This is a genomic window from Flavobacterium faecale (assembly GCF_048320115.1).
Lineage (GTDB): Bacteria > Bacteroidota > Bacteroidia > Flavobacteriales > Flavobacteriaceae > Flavobacterium > Flavobacterium faecale_A.
Window position 1 is genome coordinate 134,832 of sequence record NZ_CP182943.1, and the last position, 25,172, is coordinate 160,003.

General features: G+C 36.4%; 19 protein-coding genes. 16 read left to right on the forward strand and 3 right to left on the reverse strand.

Annotated elements, in window-relative coordinates:
- Positions 1-112: 112 nt before the first annotated feature.
- Entirely contained in the window at positions 113-2,329 is a 2,217-nt protein-coding gene (gene katG, locus ACNH59_RS00575) for a catalase/peroxidase HPI (RefSeq protein WP_418263519.1), read from the reverse strand.
- 203 nt (positions 2,330-2,532) lie between these two features.
- Complete coding sequence (locus ACNH59_RS00580) at positions 2,533-4,086, reverse strand: SDR family NAD(P)-dependent oxidoreductase (protein WP_418263520.1); 1,554 nt, start codon at positions 4,084-4,086, stop codon at positions 2,533-2,535.
- 176 nt (positions 4,087-4,262) lie between these two features.
- Between ACNH59_RS00580 and ACNH59_RS00585 the strand changes: the two genes are divergently transcribed.
- The 14 genes from ACNH59_RS00585 (at position 4,263) to ACNH59_RS00650 (ending at position 21,738) form a co-directional block, all read left to right on the forward strand.
- The gene (locus tag ACNH59_RS00585) at positions 4,263-4,934 is read left to right on the forward strand and encodes a 3-keto-disaccharide hydrolase (RefSeq protein ID WP_418263521.1); all 672 of its coding nucleotides are present in this window, start codon (positions 4,263-4,265) and stop codon (positions 4,932-4,934) included.
- Positions 4,935-4,957: 23 nt separating this feature from the next.
- On the forward strand, positions 4,958-5,749 hold the full coding sequence (locus tag ACNH59_RS00590; protein ID WP_418263522.1) for an O-methyltransferase: 792 nt from the start codon (positions 4,958-4,960) through the stop codon (positions 5,747-5,749).
- Positions 5,750-5,852: 103 nt separating this feature from the next.
- On the forward strand, positions 5,853-6,548 hold the full coding sequence (locus tag ACNH59_RS00595; protein WP_418263523.1) for an ABC transporter ATP-binding protein: 696 nt from the start codon (positions 5,853-5,855) through the stop codon (positions 6,546-6,548).
- A gap of 147 nt (positions 6,549-6,695) precedes the next feature.
- The gene (locus ACNH59_RS00600) at positions 6,696-7,265 is read left to right on the forward strand and encodes a cob(I)yrinic acid a,c-diamide adenosyltransferase (RefSeq protein WP_418263524.1); all 570 of its coding nucleotides are present in this window, start codon (positions 6,696-6,698) and stop codon (positions 7,263-7,265) included.
- Between the two features lie 153 nt (positions 7,266-7,418).
- Complete coding sequence (locus ACNH59_RS00605; protein WP_007138072.1) at positions 7,419-7,640, forward strand: DUF2795 domain-containing protein; 222 nt, start codon at positions 7,419-7,421, stop codon at positions 7,638-7,640.
- Between the two features lie 88 nt (positions 7,641-7,728).
- Entirely contained in the window at positions 7,729-11,079 is a 3,351-nt protein-coding gene (secA, locus tag ACNH59_RS00610) for a preprotein translocase subunit SecA (protein ID WP_418263525.1), read from the forward strand.
- 410 nt (positions 11,080-11,489) lie between these two features.
- Positions 11,490-12,794, forward strand: coding sequence for a hypothetical protein (locus ACNH59_RS00615; protein ID WP_418263526.1), 1,305 nt, complete (start codon positions 11,490-11,492; stop codon positions 12,792-12,794).
- A gap of 1,147 nt (positions 12,795-13,941) precedes the next feature.
- Entirely contained in the window at positions 13,942-14,706 is a 765-nt protein-coding gene (gene map / locus ACNH59_RS00620; protein ID WP_320889517.1) for a type I methionyl aminopeptidase, read from the forward strand.
- A gap of 660 nt (positions 14,707-15,366) precedes the next feature.
- Entirely contained in the window at positions 15,367-15,906 is a 540-nt protein-coding gene (locus ACNH59_RS00625; protein WP_418263527.1) for a DUF2867 domain-containing protein, read from the forward strand.
- A gap of 162 nt (positions 15,907-16,068) precedes the next feature.
- The gene (locus ACNH59_RS00630) at positions 16,069-16,419 is read left to right on the forward strand and encodes a hypothetical protein (RefSeq protein ID WP_418263528.1); all 351 of its coding nucleotides are present in this window, start codon (positions 16,069-16,071) and stop codon (positions 16,417-16,419) included.
- Between the two features lie 383 nt (positions 16,420-16,802).
- Positions 16,803-17,342 carry a dihydrofolate reductase family protein gene (locus ACNH59_RS00635; RefSeq protein WP_418263529.1) on the forward strand — a complete coding sequence of 180 codons (540 nt, stop codon included), beginning with the start codon at positions 16,803-16,805 and terminating at the stop codon, positions 17,340-17,342.
- Positions 17,343-17,583: 241 nt separating this feature from the next.
- Positions 17,584-17,958 carry a hypothetical protein gene (locus tag ACNH59_RS00640; protein ID WP_418263530.1) on the forward strand — a complete coding sequence of 125 codons (375 nt, stop codon included), beginning with the start codon at positions 17,584-17,586 and terminating at the stop codon, positions 17,956-17,958.
- Between the two features lie 91 nt (positions 17,959-18,049).
- Positions 18,050-20,206, forward strand: a complete 2,157-nt coding sequence (locus ACNH59_RS00645) for a TonB-dependent receptor (RefSeq protein ID WP_418263531.1) — start codon at positions 18,050-18,052, stop codon at positions 20,204-20,206.
- A gap of 5 nt (positions 20,207-20,211) precedes the next feature.
- Positions 20,212-21,738: a PepSY domain-containing protein gene (locus tag ACNH59_RS00650; protein WP_418263532.1), complete on the forward strand. Its 1,527-nt coding sequence runs from the start codon at positions 20,212-20,214 to the stop codon at positions 21,736-21,738.
- A gap of 100 nt (positions 21,739-21,838) precedes the next feature.
- On the opposite strand, the gene ACNH59_RS00655 is transcribed toward ACNH59_RS00650, so the two are convergent.
- Entirely contained in the window at positions 21,839-22,498 is a 660-nt protein-coding gene (locus ACNH59_RS00655; protein ID WP_418263533.1) for a TrmH family RNA methyltransferase, read from the reverse strand.
- A 296-nt stretch (positions 22,499-22,794) separates the two neighbouring features.
- Between ACNH59_RS00655 and ACNH59_RS00660 the strand changes: the two genes are divergently transcribed.
- Complete coding sequence (locus ACNH59_RS00660) at positions 22,795-23,484, forward strand: SIR2 family NAD-dependent protein deacylase (protein ID WP_418264909.1); 690 nt, start codon at positions 22,795-22,797, stop codon at positions 23,482-23,484.
- Between the two features lie 212 nt (positions 23,485-23,696).
- Positions 23,697-25,043, forward strand: coding sequence for an adenylosuccinate lyase (gene purB, locus ACNH59_RS00665; RefSeq protein ID WP_418263534.1), 1,347 nt, complete (start codon positions 23,697-23,699; stop codon positions 25,041-25,043).
- Positions 25,044-25,172: the final 129 nt, after the last annotated feature.

Here is a 25,172-nt window from a genome sequence, read left to right on the forward strand (position 1 = left end):
TGTGACCAAACAACCTAATTTATATCGATTTTATTTAATTAGTTTATCCCCAAATCAAAAGCCACAATAGAAATAATTCTACTGTGGCTTTTACCAATAATTTCAACTGATCTTAAGCTAAATCAAATCGATCCAAATTCATCACTTTATCCCAAGCGGCAACAAAATGTTTTACAAACTTTTCTTTGGCATCTTCACAAGCATAAACTTCAGCAATCGCTCTCAATTCTGAATTAGATCCAAAGATCAAATCCACACGAGTTCCTGTCCATTTCAATGCTCTTGTTTTACGGTCACGTCCCTCGAATACCTCTTGATCATCAGAGTTTGCTTTCCAAGTTGTGCTAAAATCTAATAAATTCACAAAAAAGTCATTCGTTAACACAGCTGGACGATTAGTAAACACTCCATGTTTAGAATGGTCATAATTAGCATCAAGGACACGCATTCCTCCAATTAGGACTGTCAATTCAGGAACTGTCAAAGTCAGCAATTGTGCTTTGTCTACTAATAACTCTTCTGTTGCGATTGTATATTTTGTTTTCAAATAATTTCTAAAACCGTCTGCTATAGGTTCTAAAATCGCAAAAGCTTCTACATCCGTTTGTTCTTGAGAAGCATCCGTTCTTCCTGCCTTAAAAGGCACTTTAACCGCATGACCAGCATCTGAAGCAGCTTTCTCTACAGCAGCACAACCTCCAAGCACAATCAAATCAGCCAAAGAGACTTTCTTGCCATCTTTTTGTGAATCGTTAAAACTAGATTGTATACCTTCTAAAACCTGCAATACTTTAGCCAATTGGGCTGGGTTGTTGACATTCCAATCTTTTTGAGGCGCTAAACGAATACGGGCCCCATTAGCACCACCCCTTTTATCTGAACCTCTGAATGTAGCCGCTGAAGCCCAAGCAGTGGAAACCAACTCAGAAACAGACAATCCTGAAGCTAATATCATAGACTTTAATGTTTCCGCATCAGTTGCATCAATTAATTGATGATTTACTGCAGGAATTGGATCTTGCCAAATCAATTCTTCTTGAGGTACCTCTGGTCCTAAATATCGGGAAATTGGTCCCATATCTCGATGTGTCAATTTGTACCAAGCACGCGAAAAAGCATCTGCAAACTCATCTGGATTTTCATAAAATCGTCTAGAAATTTTCTCATAGGCAGGATCAAATCTCAAAGATAAATCTGTTGTCAACATGAATGGTGCATGACTTTTAGACGGATTATGAGCGTCTGGAAAAGTTCCAGCTCCTGCTCCATTCTTAGCAGTCCATTGGTGCGCGCCAGCGGGACTTTTGGTCAATTCCCATTCGTAACCAAAAAGATTTTCAAAGAAATTATTACTCCATTTGGTTGGAGTTGTAGTCCAAGCTCCCTCTAATCCGCTTGAAATGGTATGTTCTCCACTACCGGTTCCAAAAGAATTCTTCCATCCCATTCCTTGTTCCTCAATTGTAGCTCCAGCAGGTTCAGCACTTACATATTGGTTGGGGTCTGCAGCACCATGTGTTTTACCAAAAGTATGCCCTCCAGCAATCAAAGCGACAGTTTCCTCATCATTCATAGCCATTCGCCCGAAAGTTTCTCGAATATCAACCGCAGCCGCCAACGGATCAGGATTTCCATTTGGTCCTTCAGGATTCACGTAAATCAATCCCATTTGAACAGCTGCCAAAGGGTTTTCCAATTCTCGATCCCCTTCATAGCGTTTGTCATCCAACCATTCTTTTTCTGAACCCCAATAAACATCTAACTCTGGTTCCCAAATATCTTCACGTCCACCCGCGAAACCAAAAGTTTTTAACCCCATAGATTCCAAAGCGCAATTACCAGCCAATATCATCAAATCGGCCCAAGAAATTTTCTTGCCATATTTCTTTTTAATAGGCCATAATAATAAACGAGCTTTGTCCAAGTTTACATTATCAGGCCAACTATTTAAAGGAGCAAAACGTTGTGAGCCAGAACCTCCTCCTCCACGTCCATCAGCAATACGGTAGGTACCGGCACTATGCCAAGCCATCCGGATAAAAAACGGACCATAATGACCATAATCAGCAGGCCACCAATCTTGAGAATCTGTCATCAAGTTGAATAGATCCTGCTTCACCGCTTTTAAATCCAGGCTTTTAAATTCTTCTGCATAATTAAAACCTTCATCCATCGGATCAGAAAGCGAAGAATGTTGACGAAGGATATTTAATTTTAATTGATTGGGCCACCAATCATGATTACTCGTTCCAGTACCAGCACTTTGCTTGGGTGCACCACCTGAAAATGGACATTTGCTTGCACCGTTTGAATTGCTCATGTTTTCCATAATTTTATATGTTTTTAATTTTATAATTCTCTTTTGCTAAACTACAATATACAAATCTATAGTTATTCAAAAAATAATAGATAAAAACTATACTATCATTGTATGCCTCTCAAATTTAATCAAAAAAAAGACCACAACAAAACTAAATTCTGTTGTGGTCAAGACCTTGTTGTAATCTAAATTGTTCTAAAGTTATAATTTCTTTACCAAGGGATCGGATTGTAATCTTTTAAAAATTTTCCGCACCAATGTTTACCCGTGTTGATTCCGTCAAATAAAGGATCCATTACTCTTGCGGCACCATCTACAATGTCTAATGGAGGCTGAAAATCATGTTGTTCTTGCTTCTTTTTAGCTAATTCAGCGGGATCTTCATCGGTTACCCAACCCGTATCAACAGCATTCATAAAGATTCCGTCTTTGGCTAAGGTTCTTGCGGCAGTATGTGTCAACATATTCAAAGCCGCCTTGGCCATATTAGTATGAGGATGACGATCTTCCTTGAAATCACGATAAAACTTCCCTTCCATGGCCGAGACATTGATAATATGTTTCTTTCCCGTATTGTCTTTTTTCATCAACTCGGATAAGCGGTTACACAACACAAATGGTGCGACCGAATTCACCAACTGTACTTCAATCATTTCAGTGGTTTCAATTTGCCCTAACTTCAAACGCCAGCTGTTGGTTTTTCTCAAATCAACTTGTTGCAAATCAGCGTCCAATTCTCCTTCTGGAAAAACTTCTGTAGCCACTAAGGCCTTATCAAAGGAATACGGAATTTGGGACAACTGCGCCGAAGCTCGCAACCCAATTCCAGGTTCTGGTCCATGCCAAGTAACGGGCATATTTTGATTCGAAGAAGCTCCAGAAGTCAACACTCTTAATTCATTTAAACAATGGGTATGATCCGACAATAAAGTTTGCGCTTGCAAAGGTAAAGACGTTATAGGACGTTCCTCATTTGCCATCAAATGAGTATAGAAGCCTGAAGGTCTTCGCACGGTTTGAGCCGCATTGTTGATTAAAATATCCAGTCGTCCGTATTGCTGTTCGATATAATTGCAAAATATCTCCACACTCGGAATATGACGTAAATCCAAACCATGAATCTTCAATCGGTCTTCCCATTCCTTAAAATCAGGTTCCTGTGCAAATCGCAAAGCCGAATCTACGGGAAAACGTGTAGTAGCCACAACGGTAGCTCCGCCTCTCAGTAACATCAAAGTAATATGATAGCCTATTTTCAATCTTGAACCCGTTACCACCGCTATTTGACCTTTCACATCAGCCGTTTGAAAACGCTTAGCATAGTTGTAATCCCCACAATCAGTACACATGGTATCATAAAAATGATGCATTTTGGTAAAATCGGTTTTGCACACATAACATTGTCGTGCTGTTTCCAATTCCAAGGTTTCTTTGTTTTCCAATTCTGCTGCCGCTAATAATTTGGGTGCCATAAATACCGCCGATTCACGAGCAGTGCGAATTCCGGTTTCTTTTCGAGCCGTTCGGTCCCGTTTTTCCATTTTGCGTTTGGCTGCTTTGGCACCGTCTTTTTTACGGCGTGAAAGTTCGTCACGATCGGGCCTTGCAAACTGTCCTGCCGCTTTGATTAATGCAGTACGTTGTTCTTTTGGGATATCAAAAATCTGATCGGTATGGTTTGTCAATTGCGAAAGAATGGCAATGCAACGCTCTATTTCAATTGAATCTATTGCAATCATCTCTTCCGTCTCGTCTTGGTGTATCATAAAAAAAGAATCAATCTTGGACAAAATTCCAAGGCTGCAAAGATAGTTTTTAAATCTTTCTATCGTACTGGGTTGAAAAACTATAATCAATGCATTCAGAATTCTTTATTTAAGTTTTTTGAGTACCCAATTTTTAATACTTACTTTTGCTCCACTTATAACCATAACAACACCTTATGAAACTTATATTTCGTTTACTATCCATTACTTTATTTTTTTGTTACTTAGCTGGTAATGCACAAAAAAAAGTTTCCCTTTTTAATCAAAAAGATCTTAAAGGTTGGTATGCTTTCGAACCTAAAACTGGAAAACATACTGATGCTTCGGAAGTTTTTTCAGTTGAAAACAACTTGATTCGATTGTACGGAAAAGAGGTTGGCTATTTAATGTCTGAAGAGTCCTTTCAAAATTTTAAATTGACCGTTGAATTCCGTTGGAATACCGATCCTACTTTTGTAAAAAAAACAGACAAAAGAAATAGTGGTGTGATGTATCTTGTCCCTACCGAAACTCCTGATGAACTTTGGCCAAAAGGAATTCAATTCCAAATAAAAGACAAAGCTACTGGTGATTTTGTATTGCTTCAAGAGGTAACTTTAAATGTTAACGGCACCAACACAATTCCAGGAAGAAGCGTCTCTTCAAAATTTTTCATTGATAAAGAAAAACCTGTTGGAGAATGGAATACCTTAGTGGTAACAGTAAGAAACGGTTGTGTTACCCAAAAACTTAACGGAAAAGTAGTCAATAAAGGCACTGAAGCTACGGTTAAAGAAGGTCGTATTTTATTGCAATATGAAGGCTATCCAATTGATTTTAGAAAAGTTATCATCAAAAAATTCAACTAAACTGTTTCAAGAGTTCAACTCCTATGTGGTTCGCTATCAAATCCTATTTAAAATTTCTTTGGCTCTCCAAAAACGAACATGCAGTGCATTCGCCTTTTGTGTTCAGTTTGTTGACCAAATGTTTTTATGACAAAAAACCAAAAGCTGATTATACTGTATTGAAAAAATACCGCCAATCGCTTTTAGAAAATAAAAACACGATTGAAGTAACCGATTTTGGCGCAGGTTCGAAAGTTTTTAAATCGAACAATAGACCTATTAACCATATTGCTAAAACGGCTGGGATTAGTTCGAAACGAGCAAAGTTGCTGTATCGAATAGTCCGTTATTTTCAACCTGAAACGATACTAGAACTAGGAACGTCATTAGGATTAGCTAGTGTTGCCCTCTCTTTAGGATCCCGAAACCTCGAGACAAAAGCAAGAATCACCAGTTTAGAAGGTTGCCCAAATACCATCGCAATTGCCAATAAACAACTGCAATTATTTAATATCAACAATGTAGACTGTATCGCAACAGAGTTTCAAGATTTTTTAAGCAATATAGAACTACAAACCACAAACTATCAACTCATTTACTTTGATGGCAATCATTCTAAAAAAGCTACTTTAGATTATTTCGAACGTTTACTGCCTACGATTTCTAATGATACCGTTTGGATTTTTGATGACATTCATTGGTCAGCCGAAATGGAAAAAGCTTGGGAAATCATAAAAAACCATCCAAAAGTAAAAGTTACCATTGATACCTATCAGTGGGGATTGGTTTTCTTTAGATACGAACAACCCAAACAACATTTTATCATTAGAGCTTAAATAGGCAACGGATACTAAATATGCGTTAAAAACAGAAGAAACTGCAATCTTACATTTACATTTAGTATTTTTATTTTCTCAAAAAAAAACAAGTATTGCTCAAATGAGAGATTCTTTAATCAAAATAACCAATATCAAACGCAATTTTGCCCTAGGCGATGAAACCGTTTATGTACTCAAAGGCATTGATTTAGAAATTAAAAAAGGAGAATATGTCGCTCTAATGGGGCCTTCGGGTTCTGGAAAATCAACATTAATGAATCTTTTAGGTTGTTTAGACACGCCTACTTCTGGAAATTACATCCTCAATGGCAAAGATGTGAGTCAAATGAAAGACGACGAATTGGCCGCAATTAGAAACAAAGAAATTGGTTTTGTATTTCAAACCTTCAATCTTTTGCCTCGAATGAATGCTTTGGATAATGTTGCTTTGCCTATGATTTATGCAGGTTATGCCAAACCCGAAAGAAAAATCAGAGCAGAAGAAGTTTTAACCCAAGTAGGATTAGCCGATCGCATGGACCATCAACCCAACCAACTCTCAGGTGGACAACGCCAGCGTGTAGCGGTTGCAAGAGCTTTAGTTAACAAGCCTTCCATCATTTTAGCCGATGAACCTACTGGGAATTTGGACTCTAAAACATCCCTTGAAATCATGAACTTATTTAACGAAATTCACGCCAACGGAAACACCGTGATACTAGTCACTCACGAAGAAGAAATTGCCGCTTATGCCCATCGAGTAATCCGGCTAAGAGATGGAATGGTTGAAAGTGACACGGAGAGAATAATTGGTTAACAGATTAAATGGTTAATTGGTTAACTGGTTAACTGGTTAAAAACTAAACGATTAACCTCTAAACAATTAAACCCTAAACGATTAAACCCTAAACAATTAACCTCTAAACGATTAACCGATTAAACCCTAAACAATTAAACAATAAAAATGAAAATATACACCAAAACAGGAGACAAAGGAACTACAGCACTTTTTGGTGGTACCAGAGTCCCAAAAGATCATATAAGAATTGACAGTTATGGTACAGTAGACGAACTGAATTCTTACATTGGATTAATCCGAGACCAAGAAATAGAGGCTCATTACAAAAAGATATTAATCGAAATTCAGGACCGCCTTTTTACTGTGGGAGCAATTTTGGCCACACCACCCGAAAAGGAGCTTTTAAAAAACGGCCAACCACGATTGAAAAACCTAGGAATCAGCGAATCAGATATTCAATTATTAGAAAATGAAATCGACAACATGGAACTGGATTTGCCTCCCATGACGCATTTTGTTTTGCCAGGCGGACATACTACCGTGTCATATTGTCACATTGCCCGTTGTGTTTGTCGCAGAGCCGAACGCTTAGCCGTACACCTAGACCACGAAGAACCTATTGAAGAACTGACGATTCAGTACTTAAACCGACTTTCTGACTACCTTTTTGTCTTGGCACGAAAGTTGACTTTTGATTTGCACGCTGAAGAAGTAAAGTGGATTCCGAGGAAATGAGAAGCTAAGATTCTAAGCTACTAAGCCCCTAAGAAACTTAGTGACTTAGCCCCTTTAAAAAACACGTTCTTAATTTTATTGTAAAAAAAACTTTTTTTACTTGTATTTTTCAGTAAAAAATTTATTTTTGCACAAAACTAAATCGATAAAAAGATGTATTGGACATTAGAATTAGCATCCTATTTAAGTGATGCACCGTGGCCTGCTAACAAAGATGAACTTATTGACTACGCTATACGTGCTGGAGCACCACTAGAGGTGGTAGAAAACCTTCAATCTATTGAAGATGAAGGCGAGATATATGAATCGATGGAAGAAATTTGGCCTGATTATCCAACTGACGAAGATTATCTTTGGAATGAGGACGAATATTAAAAAATAAATCAAAGAAAAAAGTCTCATACCTGAGGCTTTTTTTTTGGTTCAACATACAAACAAAAACAATTTAGAAACATACCCTATTATGAGTTTCATAAACAGCATTTTAAAAGCCTTTGTAGGAGACAAATCCGAGAAAGATGTTAAGGCTTTGCAACCTTATTTAAAAAAAATAAAATCATTTGAAAGTAACTTGATTACTTTGTCTCATGATGATTTAAGAGCCAGAACTTATTATTTTAAGAATCAAATTAAAGAAGCACGCGCCGCTATTGATTCGAAAATAACTACTTTAAAAGAAGAAGTAGAAGCTACTGAAGACATTGATCAAAGAGAAGATCTTTACGAAAAAATCGATGCCCTTGAAAAAGAAGCTTACGAAATATCTGAAAAAACATTATTAGAACTTCTTCCAGAAGCCTTTGCAGTGGTAAAAGAAACAGCAAGACGTTTCAAAGAAAACTCTGAAATCACAGTTACTGCAACGGAGCAAGACAGAATCTTCTCTGCAACAAAACCGTACGTTTCTATCGAAGGAGACCAAGCAACTTGGAAAAACCAATGGAATGCCGCTGGTAAAGCCATCACTTGGGACATGATTCACTATGATGTACAGTTGATTGGCGGTATGGTATTGCACCAAGGTAAAGTAGCCGAAATGCAAACAGGGGAAGGAAAAACATTAGTAGCTACCTTGCCTATTTACTTGAATGCCTTGACAGGAAACGGAGTACACCTAGTAACCGTGAATGACTACTTAGCCAAACGTGATAGCACTTGGAAAGCACCTTTATTCGAATTCCACGGAATGACTGTAGATTGTATTGACAACCATCAGCCAAACTCTGAGGGACGTAGAGCCGCTTACAACGCTGATATTACTTATGGTACCAATAACGAATTTGGTTTTGACTACCTTAGAGATAATATGGCACATTCGCCAGACGACCTAGTACAACGCAAACACAACTTTGCCATTGTCGATGAGGTGGATTCGGTTTTAATTGATGATGCCAGAACGCCATTAATTATCTCTGGACCCGTTCCGCAAGGAGACCGTCACGAATTCAACGAATTGAAACCAAAAATCGAAAACCTAGTAAACCAACAGCGTCAACTAGCAAACGGATTTTTGGCCGAAGCTAAAAAATTAATCAAAGAAGGAAATACCAAAGACGGTGGTTTCTTATTATTGAGAGCTTACAGAAGTTTGCCTAAAAACAAGGCGTTGATTAAATTCTTAAGTGAAGAAGGAATCAAACAATTGCTTCAAAAAACGGAGAACTCCTACATGGAGAACAACAATAAAGAAATGCCTAAAGTGGATGAAGCATTGCTTTTTGTTATTGAAGAAAAAAACAATCAAGTAGAATTGACAGACAACGGTATCAAATACCTTTCTGGAGATACTGATGCTGACTTCTTTGTCCTTCCAGATATTGGGACTGAGATTGCTGCCATCGAAAAGAAAAAATTAGACAAAGACGCTGAAGCAGAAGAAAAAGAACGTTTGTTCCAAGATTTCAGTGTGAAAAGTGAGCGTATCCATACGTTAACACAATTACTAAAAGCGTATGCCTTGTTTGAAAAAGACGTAGAATACGTAATCATGGACAACAAAATTATGATTGTCGATGAACAAACTGGTCGTATCATGGACGGTCGTCGTTATTCTGACGGATTGCACCAAGCCATTGAAGCCAAAGAAAACGTAAAAATCGAAGCCGCTACACAAACTTTTGCAACGGTAACTTTGCAAAATTATTTCAGAATGTACAGCAAATTAGCGGGTATGACTGGTACAGCGGTTACTGAAGCAGGTGAGCTTTGGGAAATCTATAAATTGGATGTGGTTGAAATCCCAACCAACAGACCAATCGCACGTCAAGACAAAGAAGACTTTATCTACAAAACAACCCGTGAGAAATTCAACGCGGTTATCGAAGATGTAACCGAATTGTCTAAAGCAGGTCGTCCAGTCTTAATTGGAACCACTTCGGTTGAAATCTCTGAGTTGTTAAGCCGTATGCTTAAGATGAGAGGGATTCCACACAACGTATTGAATGCTAAAATGCACAAGCAAGAAGCACAAATCGTTGAAGAAGCAGGAAAACCAGGTGTGGTAACCATTGCTACCAATATGGCTGGTCGTGGAACGGATATTAAATTATCTCCAGAAGTAAAAGCTGCTGGTGGATTAGCAATCGTTGGTACAGAGCGTCACGATTCACGTCGTGTGGACCGTCAGTTGCGTGGTCGTGCAGGACGTCAAGGAGATGTGGGTAGTTCTCAATTCTACGTTTCGCTAGAAGACAACCTGATGCGTTTGTTTGGTTCTGAAAGAGTAGCCAAAGTAATGGACAGAATGGGTCTTGAAGAAGGTGAAGTAATTCAACATTCGATGATGACCAAGTCTATCGAACGTGCTCAGAAAAAAGTAGAAGAAAACAACTTTGGTGTTCGTAAGCGTTTATTAGAGTATGATGATGTTATGAACGCACAACGTGAAGTAGTGTACAAACGTCGTCGTCACGCCTTGTTTGGCGAGCGTTTGAAACTAGACATCGCTAATATGTTGTATGACACCTGTGAACTAGTGGTTCAAAATAGCAAAGGAATGAACGATTTCAAAGCATTTGAATTTGACATCATTCGTTATTTCTCTATCACTTCGCCAGTGACAGAGCAAGAATTTGCTAAAGCTACTGAAGCAGAATTGACTGGGAAATTATACAAAGAAGCTTTAAAATACTATACGGAAAAAACAGAACGCAGCGCTAGAGAAGCCTTCCCTATCATTGCAGGCGTTTACGAAGACAAAAACAATCATTACGAGCGTATTGTAGTTCCGTTTACCGATGGTGTAAAATCTTTGAATGTAGTAACTGATCTTAAAAAAGCTTACGAAACACAAGGAAAACAATTAATTGCTGATTTTGAGAAGAACATCACTTTGGCCATTGTAGACGAAGCTTGGAAAAAACACCTACGCAAAATGGACGAATTGAAACAATCGGTTCAATTAGCCGTTCACGAGCAAAAAGATCCTTTGCTTATTTACAAGTTCGAAGCATTCAACTTATTTAGCAGCATGCTAAACGGAATCAACAAAGAAGTAATTTCGTTCCTTTTCAAAGGTGATTTACCACAGCAATCAGCTCCAGAAATCATCCATGAAGCCAGAGAAATTCCACGTCCAAAAGAGGATTACCAAACTCAAAAAGACGAAATCGTTTCGAGCGAAGCGGCTAATCGTGAAGCAGGTCAAACACAACAACGTCAGGTAACCGAAACCATCGTTCGCGACATGCCAAAAATCAATCGCAACGACACCGTAACCATCCAAAACGTGGCTACAGGACAAACACAAGAAATGAAATACAAAAAAGCCGAAAGCCTAATCGCTACCGGACAATGGGTACTGGTAAACGCCTAAACCCTTTTAAATCCATAATTCCAATCCCCAATTACGAAAGTAGTTGGGGATTTTTGTTTTTAGGAGCAGAAGCTTTGGTTTTCATAATGACTTCCCTCCCGCTATACACTACAATCTTGTGGTGGCATAAAGCCCGCCACCACAAGGATTTTCGTTTCTATCGGGGCTAAAAATCATGTTAATTTTAATCAATTACGATTAACCGTACTAATCCATCAAAAAAAATATACTTTTAAAAAGTATCAAACACAAAACTAAGTTAATTCTTAATTTTAACTATATTTGAAAAACAAATAAAACGCTACTCAATAGCACAAATCTAGCTTAAACGGGATGGATTGCCGCAATGGAGTTGCGGATATTTAAGAGTTGGCAGATAGTTTGCTCAAAAACCGCATAAAAATAAAAAAATGAATGAAATAATTTCTATAATTTTAGTTTCAATTATTATACTTTTTATTGAAATATACTCCGAAACGCATTTGAAAAATTATGGGAGATTTATTGAACGTATTGTTTATTTATTTAGCATAAAAACTCTTTTTAATCTTTTTAAATTTAGTGTTTTAATTAGTTCGGCTTATGTTTTGCTAGATTTACAGAAATCGAATTTTTTATCCGAAACTGTAAAAAACAAAATTATAAATATTGACATACAAAATTTTGAAATTTATTTAATTCCTTCAGCAATATTTTCTTTAGGATATATAATAATGAATTCAAAAGAACTTAATAGACAATTAGAAGATTATTCAATTGATAATGAAACATTGAATAAATTTTTTGCTAAAATTAAATACTTATTTTTCAGAACGATTTCTTATTTATTAACTTTCATTATATTTAAATACACATTAGAATATACAATTGAGCTTAATATTACTCTTAATCAACGCAATTTATTTGTTTTCGATTGGCTAAATGTAAATTCAAGTAATGTAGATAATTATAATAAAGGAGTTTATTTTTCACTTATTTTAACCATTATTATCTTTTTCCTGTTTAACAACTCTTTTATCAAAAAAAATAGTGGTGAATGGGAATATAGAGAAATAAAATTTGACTTCGTAAAGTATTTTTTTATCACAGTAATTTTAAGTCTTGGACTCTTTTTTGGTTTCTTTTCAATTTTTAATGGTTTCTATAATTTATTCAATTCAAATTTATCAATCTGGATTTCAAAAGAAAATGTATTAGGAATTTTACCTATTAGAATTTCTTCTTTACTAATCATAATATATCTTTTGTCTTATATTTATAAAGAAATTTTAAATAAAGATATAATTTCATTTCTCCTTATAGGTATACTTCCATTGAGGTCAATTAAAAATTATAATGGAAATATAAATTTCGAAAAACACGAAACTTTATTCTTTTCTCAAATTTCTTTTTACATTATAAACATTGCACTAGCGGAATTTTTTATTATAATTGGATATAAAAACATATATATAAGTATTTTGAATTTTGCTATTCTTTTTATATTAGATGATTTTAAAATAATCAATGATTATTCACAAGGGTTAAAGAAAGTATTAACATCACATTTTATTAGAGTATGGATATTCAACTTAATTATGTTATTAGTTGCAATAATTCTATTGGCTGAAAAAGAATATTATTTCATTTTAGCTACTTATTTAATTTTTACTTTTTTACTTTTCAGATATTATTTTATGAATTTTAGATTTATTAATTTACAAGAGAAAATATAAAAAACCATCTGCCAACACACGTCTTGCGCCATTTGCGAATTTAGTGGAATTGCCGTTTTAATTCGTATTTTCGTTAAGCCGAAAATACTCGTCTTCGTAAGTCGCAAACGGCGCAAGGCCCCCGCTCGTGCGCGAATCCTTTCGCGTTCGACTCGTTAATCAAAACTTTATATTCCAGCTTCAAGAACAAAATACATCCAAAAAGTTTACCCTATCTCGCAGATTTGCACATACGTTAGGCAGATATTCATCTGTGCCCGCAACAATGAGCAAATAAAATATGAGAAACACTTTGTCGAGCTACTTACGGAGTTCCCCGCTCGTGCGCGAATCCTTTCGCGTTCGACTCGTTAATCAAAACCTTATATTCCAGCTTCAAGAACAAAATACATCCAAAAAGTTTACCCTATCTCGCAGATTTGCACATACGTTAGGCAGATATTCATCTGTGCCCGCAACAATGAGCAAATAAAATATGAGAAATACTTTGTCGAGCTACTTACGGAGTTCCCTCCTATCGTCGGGAAGACAAGATTGGGGTTACTGATACTTTAAAAATCTGTGATAATCCGTTTCATCTGTGTTATCTGTGTTCGCCCCGCTCGTGCGCGAATCCTTTCGCGTTCGACTCGTTAATCAAAACCTTATATTCCAGCTTCAAGAACAAAATACATCCAAAAAGTTTACCCTATCTCGCAGATTTGCACATACGTTAGGTAGATATTCATCTGTGCCCGTAAACAATAAGTAAATAGCATAAGAGAAATACTTTGTCGAGCTACTTACGGAGTTTGCTTCGCCTGTTCGCTATCGCTCGAGTGCTCCTATCGTCGGGAAGACAAGTTTGGGGTTACTGAGACTTTAAAAATCTGTGATAATCCGTTTCATCTGTGTTATCTGTGTTCCATTTCTCAACATTGAGCAAATGACACAAATAAAATACTTTGTCGAGTTACTTACGGAGTTTGCTTCCTCGTGCCCGCAACAGTGAGCAATAGATAAACTTGATCGAGCTACTTACGGAGTTCCCTCCTATCGTCGGGAAGACAAGATTGCGGGAATAACTATACAGATAGTTCGCAGCTCCACATTCTATAACTTTACGGAAATGCGTAAATTTGAAAACTAAATTAAAAAGAAAAATAATATGTCTATAACAAGTGAACTAGAGTTAATTGGAATGAGAAAAGTAAGTGAAGCTGTTGCTTATACTTTAAAAGAAATGAAAAACTTTGCTCAAGTTGGTATGACGACAAAAGAAATTGATGACTTTGGAGGAAATATATTAAAAGATTTAGGAGCAAATTCGGCACCTTTTGTTACATACAAATTCCCCGGATTTACTTGTATAAGTGTGAATAATGAATTTTGTCACGGTATTCCATCTAACAAAAGGATTCTTTGCGAAGGCGATTTAATAAATATAGATGTATCAGCAGAACTTGATGGTTTTTGGTCAGACAATGGTAATTCATTTGTACTTGGTGAAGACATTAACCAACACCAAAAATTAGTTGATGCTTCCAAAGAAATATTGCAGAAAACAATTAGCAATATTAAAGGGGGAGTAAAAATTGCGGACATAGGATTTCTGATGGAAAACGAAGCTAAGAAAAGAGGTTATAAAGTTATTAAAAATCTTGGCGGACACGGTGTTGGAAGAAGTTTACACGAAGAACCAGACGAACTATTAAACTACAGAAACAAATATGACCAACGACGATTTAAAAAAAATGCTGTAGTTGCAATTGAAACTTTCATTTCAACTACTTCATCTAAAGCTGTAGAACTAAATGATGGTTGGACAATGGTAGGTGATAAAGGAGGTTTCATGGCACAACACGAACATACTATTGTTGTAACCGATGGAAAGCCTATTATATTAACAGAAATGAATGGAGTTTGGAATTAAATTGAAAAAACCAATCACACAGGCTAGCGCGAGCGCAATGTCATTAAGTTAAGCATTTTTTGTGTCATTTCCCCCGCTCGTGCGCGAATCCTTTCGCGTTCGACTCGTTAATCAAAACCTTATATTCCAGCTTCAAGAACAAAATACATCCAAAAAGTTTACCCTATCTCGCAGATTTGCACATACGTTAGGCAGATATTCATCTGTGCCCGCAACAATGAGCAAATAAAATATGAGAAACACTTTGTCGAGCTACTTACGGAGTTTGCTTCGCCTGTTCGCTATCGCTCGAGTGCTCCTATCGTCGGGAAGACAAGTTTGGGGTTACTGAGACTTTAAAAATCTGTGATAATCCGTTTCATCTGTGTTATCTGTGTTCCATTTCTCAACAATGAGCAAATAACAAAAATCAAACACTTTGTCGAGTTACTTACGGAGTTTGCTTCGCCTGTTCGCTATCGCTCGAGTCCTCCAATGGTCGAAAAAACAAGTTTGGACTTGCTGCCACACGAACCAGATAGGGTTACTAAGCTGAATTTAAAAATGGTTTTGTATTTGTAAAATTTGTATTTAACCGAAAAACCTCGCATCTTTATTTCCCAATCTCGCAAAGCCCGAGACCGTTCGCGGTCATTGTAGCGGTACACATACAAAAAGAAAATGAAAATAGTTAGAACTACTCTTCCTTATAATTCGATACTGAATACTTCTCACAAAGTATATGACTACATGGACAGTTTTCAAGGCGTTTTTAATGACGTTGAAAACAAAACCACTTCGGCTGACATAGGCAAAGCCTTTTTTTCAAGTGGCCCAAAATGGGTGGGAAAACTATTTAATTTAAGAAATAAAATAGTAGCTGTTTTTGGACTTAAAACTTCAGAAAATGTAGTTGACAACCAAAAACAATTAGAAAATTTTAAATGTGAACCTGGCGAACAACTTGGACTTTTTAAAGTGTTCCTCAAAACAGACAATGAAGTGATTCTTGGGGAAGACGATAAACATTTGAATTTTAGAGTTTCATTATTATTAGACAAATCAACAAAAAACCTAACAATATCCACAACAGTAGAATTTAATAATTGGTTTGGACGACTTTATTTTTTACCCGTTAGACCATTTCATAAATTTATAGTCCCAACAATGCTGAAAGGAATCATTAATGAATTGGAAAAACAGGAAAAGCAGAATAGCTGAGAAAATGAACGAATCCACTCCCAGAAGAGTACACGCCTTTGTAATAGTACTTCACAAATGGCGCGAAGTTTTAGCGGTAGTGAATTATTCGTAAATTTAAGCTAACAACTACACCTATAAAAGAAAAATCGACATAGCAACAGCCAAAATAAAAACGAAATTATGATATCAAAAAAAATTATAGTAATCATATTAACCAGTCTTGTAATAACCTCCTGTAAAGAGAAAACAACTGAAACCAAACAACCCCTCCCTCTACCATCGGTCCAGAGTTCAACCCCTGCAATTGTTACCAAAACTTTGACTAATCCTGATGGTTCCAAAATCAAATTGACCTTTAATAATACTACCGGTATAGCAATCATTGAGTTTAACAATGAAAAAATAGAGCTTCTTAGCCAAAAACCAGCTTCGGGAATTTGGTACAAAAATGACCAATACGAATTGAGAGGCAAAGGACAACACATCGAACTAAAAAAAGACGAAAAATTAATCTTTAGCCATAAAGAATAGTACGCATTTGCTATCCGTGCCCAGAAGAATGAGCAAACAACAAACATAAAACTCTTGGTCGAGCTACTTACGGACTTTGCTTCGCCTGTTTGCTATCGCTCGAGTCCTTCTATCGTAGGGAAGACAAGATTGCGGGAATAACGATCCACATAAAGAATTTACACTTTAACTCAAAATGGGTCTCGACTGCGCTCGATTTGACAGAACGTTTTAAATTAGATGTTGGTTTTTGTCAAATCGAGCGCAGTCGAGATTATCTTTGTTTTTAAAAATATATGACATAATTTAGAGCATGTGAACGAGCAGCTGTTCGCAATAGCATTTGTGGTAGAAATCTGCCGAATTACTTTGTTGACCAGCAGACAACTAAATTCCAAAAAATAATGAACAAGAAAAACAGTGTATTTATTGCAACCAGTTTAGACGGCTACATCGCAGCTAAAAACGGCGGACTTGATTGGTTAAATTCCATACCAAATCTCGATCATGATGATATGGGTTATATAGCATTCAATAAGGAAATTGATGCTCTTGTAATGGGAAGAAAAACATTTGTAACTGTTCTCGGGTTCGATGTTGATTGGCCGTATGACAAACCCGTTTTTGTACTAAGCAACAGCTTAAAAGAAATACCTGCAAGTCTTAAAGAGAAAGCATTTTTGGTTAATGGTACTTTAACAGAAATTCTAACACAAATTCACAAAAAAGGATTTTACAGACTTTATATTGACGGAGGAACTACGATAACTAATTTTCTAAATGAGGATTTAATTGATGAAATGATCATTACCACAATTCCCATTCTGTTAGGTGGAGGTGCTCCCTTGTTTTCAGAACTACCAAACGAATTGAAATTTGAATTGATTGGAACAAAAACATATTTGAATCAAATCGTGCAGAGTCATTACATACGAAAAAGATAAAATCATAAAACCCAAAAATGCCTCCTAAAAACATCCTTTGCTCCAAATCGCTAACGGCTACTCTTTTTTAACCAAGTCTTTTTTTTTAACGAAAACTGCAATCACAGCATTTGCAATGCGAACTAAAATTTCAAAGGCGAACTGCTTAATTTTTTTTTCATGGATTAAATATTAATACTGAATATCTCTTGCAAATTCTATTTTTAATTTATCTTTGCACCACTTTTAAAAATTTCAAGTCTTGAAACTATTTTTTGCGACTTTATTATCACTCCTACTTTTACTTCCTTCTTTGGGAACTGTGGTGATTTACACGCAATTTAAAATGGCGCAAGACGAAATCGCTCAAACCATTTGTATCCAAAGAGCCAACATCAATAACAGTTGTAATGGGCGATGCGAACTACAAAAAAGCCTTAAAAAATACGACGACAACGAAAAAAGAATGGACAAAACCAACCTGAAAGAAAAAACAGAATTGGTTTACACGACTGTTCCTTTTCAAGTCCAATTCAATCCCAGTACTACAGTAACCCAAAAAGAAAAAACCTTTACTGCTTTTTCGGCAAAACCAATTGGGATTTCCTTTAGCATTTTTCACCCTCCTCTTGTATAAATTATAATAATAAGTTTCTGTATTTGAGACAGAACAAATCCTTTTGACCAAAAGTCAAAGCTTTAATTTATTATAATTTAGTACTATCCTAATGAAAAAAATATTCATTATCCTATTGATTTTAGGACAATTTATCCATGCACAAAACAAAAAAGTAAAAGATACTAGTCGAACCGAGTTGGACAATATTTTCGTTACTGCCAATAGAACAAAAACAGTACGTCAAGAAACTCCCGTAGCCATCAGTAAAATCAGTGCCAAAACTATTGATGAAACCAAAGCGACCGCTTTATACGAAATGGTCAATAAAACACCAGGGGTATTGATGGTTAATCTAGGGAACGAACAACACATGATGGCTATCCGTCAACCCATGACCACTAACGCTTATTATTTGTATCTAGAGGACGGATTGCCTATTCGACCACTGGGAATCTTTAACCACAATGCGTTGTTAGAGATTAATCAATTTAATTTACAAGCCATTGAGGTGGTAAAGGGTCCAGCTTCTTCGCTTTATGGTCCTGAAGCAGTGGGAGGAACCATCAACTTAATTTCACAAAAACCTTCTTTTTATCCTGAATTCAAGTTTGGTATTCAAGCCGATCAATGGGGTTATAAAAGAATACAAGCCTCGGGAGGTGCTACCATTGGGAAACTAGGGTTTCATATCGCTGGAATTTCCAGCATTCAGGAAAACTCTTGGATGACACATTCTGATTACCAAAAAGACAACCTTAACATTAGATTGGATTATGCCATCAATGACAACACGCGCTTAATCAGCAATACTATGATAGGCAACTACTTTTCGGATATGAGTGGTGGCGTAAATGAGCAAGATTTCTACAATAGAGACTACAAAAGCACCTCGGATTTCACTTATAGAAAATCAGAAGCATTACGCAGCCGTTTGACCTTAGAACACGATTGGAACACAAATGCCAATTCATCCCTAACCGTTTACCATAGAGATAATAAATTAGGGCAAAATCCATCCTACGGAATTCGCTGGAGTGCCACTAATAACCCAACCTCAGCAACAGGCGAGGTCAATTCTAATAACTTTAAAAGCTACGGTGCCGTTGGACAACACACTCAAAAATTTGATTTCTGGAATACTACTATGGTAAGTGGTGCTACTTTTGACTTTTCACCCGTAACCTATTGGTCGTATTTAATTAAACTTTCGGCTACTTTGAACCCTGGAGACTCTGGAAAACAAACGGTCAACAAATACGAAATTGTCTCTGAGCATCCTGAAACAAAGTTAGCCAATTATAGTGCTGACATTTACAATACTGCTATTTTCAAACAAATTAGCTTTAGCCCTGTTTCAGAAGTGACTTTTACTTTGGGGGGACGTTATGACAATATGAAACTCAATTACGATAATGCTTTAGACAATTCTACAGGAAACAAAACCTACGACAAGTTTACCTTTAAAGCAGGTGTAAATTACAACCCATTTAAAGAAGCGGGTTTCTACGGAAACTATTCACAAGGATTTTCACCTCCAAATATCACCACCATTTTCAGAGCAAGACCTGGAACTGGAGGAACTACGGGGAAACCAGCAGAGTTTTACTATAATTTAGAACCTGCCACTTTTGAAAATTTTGAAATTGGCGGATGGGTTTCAGTCTATAAAAACAAACTTAGTTTTGATTATGCGGCTTACTATATGGAGGGCAAAAATGAATTGTTGAATATCAAGCTAGAAGACAACACAACCGATTTCCGTTCCGCTGGGGAAACCAGTCATAAAGGAATTGAATTTGGGCTTAATTACACTCCCAATAGACAATGGCATATTCGCCTAGGAGGTACAGTAGCTGAACATCGCTACATTGACTTCAAAGTATCAGACATTACCACTGATGCACTACAAAATCTAGGTGGGTACGAAATGCCATCGGCTCCAAGATGGACTGGAAATTCAGAACTGAGTTACTACCCCAATTGGTTTCCAAATTTTAGAGCTGCGGTAGAATGTCAATATGTTAGCAGTTTCTATCAAAATCAAATCAACACGGTTAGCTATGAAGGCTACACCATATTTAATGGCAGACTGGGTTATAAATACAAAAATGTAGAGTTTTATGGTAATGTATTGAACTTTACCGATAAATTATATGCGTATAATGTTGGTAGAGGGAATGTTACTTCAGCCCAATCAAGTTATTTAGCCGCCGCTCCTAGAACCTTTTTAATTGGTTTGCAATACAACCTTTGTTTGAAAAAATAAAACGAATGAAAAAATCAAATTCCAAAAAGTGGGTTAAAAAGCTAAAAAAGAACCTTTACAAATGGCATCGAACACTGGGTATTATCACGATAATCCCAGTGATTTTTTGGTGTATATCAGGATTGATGCATCCTGTGATGGCGCATTGGTTCAAACCTACTATCGCCCATGAAAAATTAGAAGTGGCACCCATCGACAATACTTCAATCAAGTTGACACTTTATGAAGTTTTGCAAAAAAACAACATCGAAACCTTCCAAAATTTCCGATTGGTTAGTTTTAACGATGCTAGTTTTTACCAAGTCAAAACAACCAAAACCAATGAAGTTTTATACTTCAATTCTGAGAATGGTGCCGAATTGAAAAATGGCGATAGATTTTATGCCGAATGGCTGTCTCGTTACTTTCTGGATGATCAAAAAAGTGCTGTTTCGAATATCGAATTGCAAACGGATTTTGATACCCAGTACAAATATGTCAATCGCTATTTACCCGTTTGGAAACTGAGTTTTGACAGAGAAGACGATATGGATGTTTATGTAGAAACCTCTTCTAGTAAATTGGCTACCTACAATCCTACTTCTCGAAAAATCCAACTTTGGGTATTTGATATGTTTCACAATTGGAATTTCCTAGAAGATATTACTAACAAAACTGTGCATATTAGCTTGATGCTAATTCTTTTAGGAATTATCAGTATCTCGGCTTTGAGTGGTGTGGTGATTTATGGCTTCTTTTGGAAAATGTTCAAAAAAACACCTGTCACTGATCAAGAATCTAAATTTAAAAAACACCATCGCAAAATAGGAATTGCTGTTTCCTTGGTGACTTTGACCTTTGCATTTAGCGGTGGTTATCATGTCACGAAAAAATTCAAGCCCTACACCTTGGACAAAATGGTCTATGCTCCCGACTTTAAAACAGCCGATTTTAGTAAGTCTAATTTTGAAATTAAACCCGATTCGAGTTGGTCAAATTTGTCTTTGGTGCAATTCCAAAACAAACCTTATTGGCAGGTACAATTGCTCCCCAATGAAGATGGAGAAATCAAAAACAAATACATTGATTACAAAACAGGAATCGAAAACAAAACCCTTGAAGTAGATTATGCTGCCTTTCTAGCCAATAAATTTACTAAAATGATGGCAAATACTACTAATGAAACGCCAGCCGATTGCTGCGATGTAATCAATACAGAGTCTTGCATCAAAAACGCTTCCTTGTCTGATACTAAGTACTTGTACCAATTTGACAATCGTGAATACGGTTTTGTAAACAAAAGATTGCCAGTGATTAAATTGAGCTACGACACTCCAGACAAAACCGCAATCTATATTGAGCCCTCTACTTCGAGATTGGCCGCTTTTGTAACCAATGCAGATCGAACCGAAGGCTATAGTTTTGCCATTCTCCATAAATATTTGTTTATGGATTGGGCAGGAAAAAACATTCGCGACTTAGTAATGGCAATTTCTGCCTTGGGAGTTTTGGTAGTAAGCTTACTCGGGTTGTATTTATTCGTGAAGAAATAGGCAATGAGTTAAGGGTTATGAGACAAGCGTTATTGGGTGCAAATTTCTGTACCACTCTTAACTCCTAACCCTTAATTTTCCAACTTTAAACTCTTAACTTTTAATTCTTTTCCCCATAATATCGGGCTTCAATTCGCTTAATATCTTTGATAGAGTTTTTTGCCCATGCCAAGCGTTTTTCTAGGATTTCTTCTTCAGACAAATGCCAATCAATATCCGAATTACGAAGTCGACTCGTTAAATTCTGGATGATAATAGCTGCTGAAACTGAGATATTCAAACTCTCTGTAAAACCTACCATGGGAATTTTTAAGAATCCATCAGCACGCTGCATGATTTCAGGAGAAAGTCCTTCTTTTTCGGTTCCAAAAAATAAAGCCGAAGGTTTACTAATATCAAAATCTTCAAGGACACAATCATTTTCATGAGGAGTTGTCGCAATAATTTGGTACCCTTTATCTTTCAAGGATTCCACACAATTGATATTACTGTCATGGCGCTGGATATCCACCCATTTTTGAGCTCCAAGAGCAATTTCTTTATCGATTCGTTTTCCGTATCGTTGCTCAATAACGTGTAATTCCTGAACGCCAAAAACCTCACAACTACGCATTACGGCACTGGTATTGTGCATTTGATAAACATCTTCTACAGCGACTGTAAAATGTTTGGTACGGTTTTTCAAAACTTGAAGAAAACGTTCTTTTCGGTTATCGGTTAGTATATTTTCAAGGAAATTTAGATAATCGAGGTCAATCATGGTGTTTTGTATTTGTGGCAAAAATAATAACTTTAAATTTTATCGTTCAATTAGGGTATCTATTTTTTTTGAAACAGACTGCTATTTGTGCCAATTTTAAACCAATTAAGAAATAGCAGAACTTATAAATTGCGGAGCAAACAAACTCGACAAAGTTCATGGATAGGCAAGAAGCAATCACACAAAGTGAATCACCTAATTTAAAAACAGCGCTTGATTTTGCAAACGTGATTGCTTCGTTCCTTGCAATGACAATATTGATAATTGTTTTAAATTTACACGAAATGCTTAAAAAAATGAAAAAGAAACTAGTTGTTTTATCGGGTGCCGGCATGAGCGCCGAGAGCGGAATCAAAACATTCAGAGACAGTGATGGATTATGGGAAGGTCACGATATACAAGAAGTTGCCACTCCCGAAGGTTGGCAGAAAAATCCTGAATTAGTTTTGGACTTTTACAATCAAAGACGCAAACAGTTATTTGAAGTGGAACCCAATTTGGGTCACATCGCTTTAGCCAATTTGGAAAAGGATTATGAGGTACATATCATTACGCAAAATGTGGATGATTTACACGAAAGAGCGGGCAGTACGAATGTTTTGCATCTGCATGGTGAGTTGTTAAAAGTTCGCAGCACACGATTTGAAAACGAAATTCAAGACTGGAAAAACGACTTGGCTTTAGGGGATTTGGATTCGAAGGGATACCAACTCAGACCGCATATTGTATGGTTTGGCGAGGCAGTACCCGCTTTAGAAGAAGCTATTGACATTGCTGAAACAGCGGATTATTTTGTAGTTATTGGTACCTCATTACAAGTATATCCAGCAGCAGGATTGATTGATTTTATAAAAGCGGATTGTCAACTATTCTACATTGACCCTAAACCCGCCGCTATTCCGAATTTGAGCAATAAACTGGAGTTGATTCCAATGAATGCTTCTGATGGTGTTGCGTTTTTAAAGGAGAAATTGTTGATTTTGTAAATGTATTAACGTTTCTGAGTTGCTAAGTTCATAAGGTAGATGAGGGTATTTAAAAACGATAGGATTATCGACTAAATAAAAAATCTCAGAGACTTAGCAACTTCAAAATAGCTCCTGAAAAAAATACTCGATTTTTGTAAAAAACTTCTAACTTCTAACCCCTAACTTCTAACTTCTACGTATATTTGTGCCTTTCAAAAAAATACTCAAAAATGACGACTTTAAACGAATTGAATGCTATTTCGCCAATTGACGGAAGATATAGAAGTAAAACTCAAAATTTGGCTCCTTTTTTCTCTGAAGAGGCCTTAATAAAATACCGTGTTTTAATCGAAATTGAATATTTTATTGCGTTATGCGAACAGCCTTTACCACAATTAACTGGAGTAAATGCTGATTTGTTTGATAGTTTGCGTAACATTTATAAAAATTTCTCAGCTGAAGATGCGCTTTGGATTAAGGAAACTGAAAAAGTAACCAACCATGACGTGAAAGCAGTAGAATATTTCATCAAAGATAAATTTGAGAAATTAGGGTTATCTGAATACAAAGAATTCATCCACTTTGGATTGACTTCTCAAGATATTAACAATACAGCGATTCCATTGTCAACAAAAGAAGCTTTTGAACAAGTATATCTACCTTCGTTGATTGCCTTGGTTGCTAAATTGAAAGAATTAAGCGTGGAATGGGCAAATGTACCATTGTTAGCACGTACTCACGGACAACCAGCTTCACCTACACGTTTAGGGAAAGAAATTGGAGTTTTTGTAGAGCGTTTAGAGGAGCAAATGCGTTTGTTATTCAACGTACCTTTTGCGGCTAAATTTGGAGGTGCTACTGGAAACTACAATGCTCACCATGTAGCGTACCCACAAATCGATTGGAAACAATTTGGAAACAAATTTGTGGAGCAAACACTTGGTTTACACCACTCCTTCCCAACGACTCAAATTGAGCACTACGATCACTTTGCTGCATTTTTTGATGCTTTAAAGAGAATCAACAATATTATCATTGACTTAGACCGTGACATTTGGACATACGTTTCAATGGAATATTTCAAACAAAAAATCAAAGCAGGTGAAATTGGTTCATCGGCTATGCCACATAAAGTAAACCCAATTGATTTTGAGAACTCAGAAGGAAACTTAGGGATTGCCAATGCGATTTTCGAACATCTATCGGCTAAGTTGCCAATCTCAAGATTACAACGTGATTTGACTGATAGTACCGTTTTGAGAAATGTAGGTGTCCCAATAGGACACACTATTATCTCATTTGAAGCAACTATGAAAGGGTTGAACAAATTGTTATTGAACGAATCCAAATTCCACGAAGATTTAGAAAACAACTGGGCAGTAGTGGCTGAGGCGATTCAAACTATTTTACGTCGTGAGGCTTATCCAAATCCGTATGAAGCATTAAAAGGATTAACCAGAACCAATGAAGCGATTACTAAAAAATCGATTCATGAGTTTATTGGTACTTTGGAAGTTTCGGATGCTATTAAAGCCGAGTTATTACAAATTACACCAAGTAATTTCTTAGGAATATAGTAGTAAAAAACCATCCTATTTACAAAGCTATCCTTACCGATAGCTTTTTTTATGAAATTGAAATAAATCAATCCATACATCCGGTATAGATTGCACACAAGCGATGCTTTTGCTATATTTAGCCTTAAA

What these genes read in the sequence shown, in the direction of transcription:
- ACNH59_RS00650 (WP_418263532.1), top strand. Translation starts at nt 20,212, where the DNA reads ATGAAAAAATCAAATTCCAAAAAGTGGGTTAAAAAGCTAAAAAAGAAC.
- ACNH59_RS00655 (WP_418263533.1), bottom strand. Translation starts at nt 22,498, where the DNA reads ATGATTGACCTCGATTATCTAAATTTCCTTGAAAATATACTAACCGAT.
- ACNH59_RS00625 (WP_418263527.1), top strand. Translation starts at nt 15,367, where the DNA reads ATGAAAATAGTTAGAACTACTCTTCCTTATAATTCGATACTGAATACT.
- ACNH59_RS00630 (WP_418263528.1), top strand. Translation starts at nt 16,069, where the DNA reads ATGATATCAAAAAAAATTATAGTAATCATATTAACCAGTCTTGTAATA.
- ACNH59_RS00605 (WP_007138072.1), top strand. Translation starts at nt 7,419, where the DNA reads ATGTATTGGACATTAGAATTAGCATCCTATTTAAGTGATGCACCGTGG.
- ACNH59_RS00595 (WP_418263523.1), top strand. Translation starts at nt 5,853, where the DNA reads ATGAGAGATTCTTTAATCAAAATAACCAATATCAAACGCAATTTTGCC.
- ACNH59_RS00660 (WP_418264909.1), top strand. Translation starts at nt 22,795, where the DNA reads ATGAAAAAGAAACTAGTTGTTTTATCGGGTGCCGGCATGAGCGCCGAG.
- ACNH59_RS00580 (WP_418263520.1), bottom strand. Translation starts at nt 4,086, where the DNA reads ATGATACACCAAGACGAGACGGAAGAGATGATTGCAATAGATTCAATT.
- ACNH59_RS00645 (WP_418263531.1), top strand. Translation starts at nt 18,050, where the DNA reads ATGAAAAAAATATTCATTATCCTATTGATTTTAGGACAATTTATCCAT.
- ACNH59_RS00635 (WP_418263529.1), top strand. Translation starts at nt 16,803, where the DNA reads ATGAACAAGAAAAACAGTGTATTTATTGCAACCAGTTTAGACGGCTAC.
- purB (WP_418263534.1), top strand. Translation starts at nt 23,697, where the DNA reads ATGACGACTTTAAACGAATTGAATGCTATTTCGCCAATTGACGGAAGA.
- secA (WP_418263525.1), top strand. Translation starts at nt 7,729, where the DNA reads ATGAGTTTCATAAACAGCATTTTAAAAGCCTTTGTAGGAGACAAATCC.
- ACNH59_RS00600 (WP_418263524.1), top strand. Translation starts at nt 6,696, where the DNA reads ATGAAAATATACACCAAAACAGGAGACAAAGGAACTACAGCACTTTTT.
- map (WP_320889517.1), top strand. Translation starts at nt 13,942, where the DNA reads ATGTCTATAACAAGTGAACTAGAGTTAATTGGAATGAGAAAAGTAAGT.
- ACNH59_RS00585 (WP_418263521.1), top strand. Translation starts at nt 4,263, where the DNA reads ATGAAACTTATATTTCGTTTACTATCCATTACTTTATTTTTTTGTTAC.
- katG (WP_418263519.1), bottom strand. Translation starts at nt 2,329, where the DNA reads ATGGAAAACATGAGCAATTCAAACGGTGCAAGCAAATGTCCATTTTCA.
- ACNH59_RS00615 (WP_418263526.1), top strand. Translation starts at nt 11,490, where the DNA reads ATGAATGAAATAATTTCTATAATTTTAGTTTCAATTATTATACTTTTT.
- ACNH59_RS00590 (WP_418263522.1), top strand. Translation starts at nt 4,958, where the DNA reads ATGTGGTTCGCTATCAAATCCTATTTAAAATTTCTTTGGCTCTCCAAA.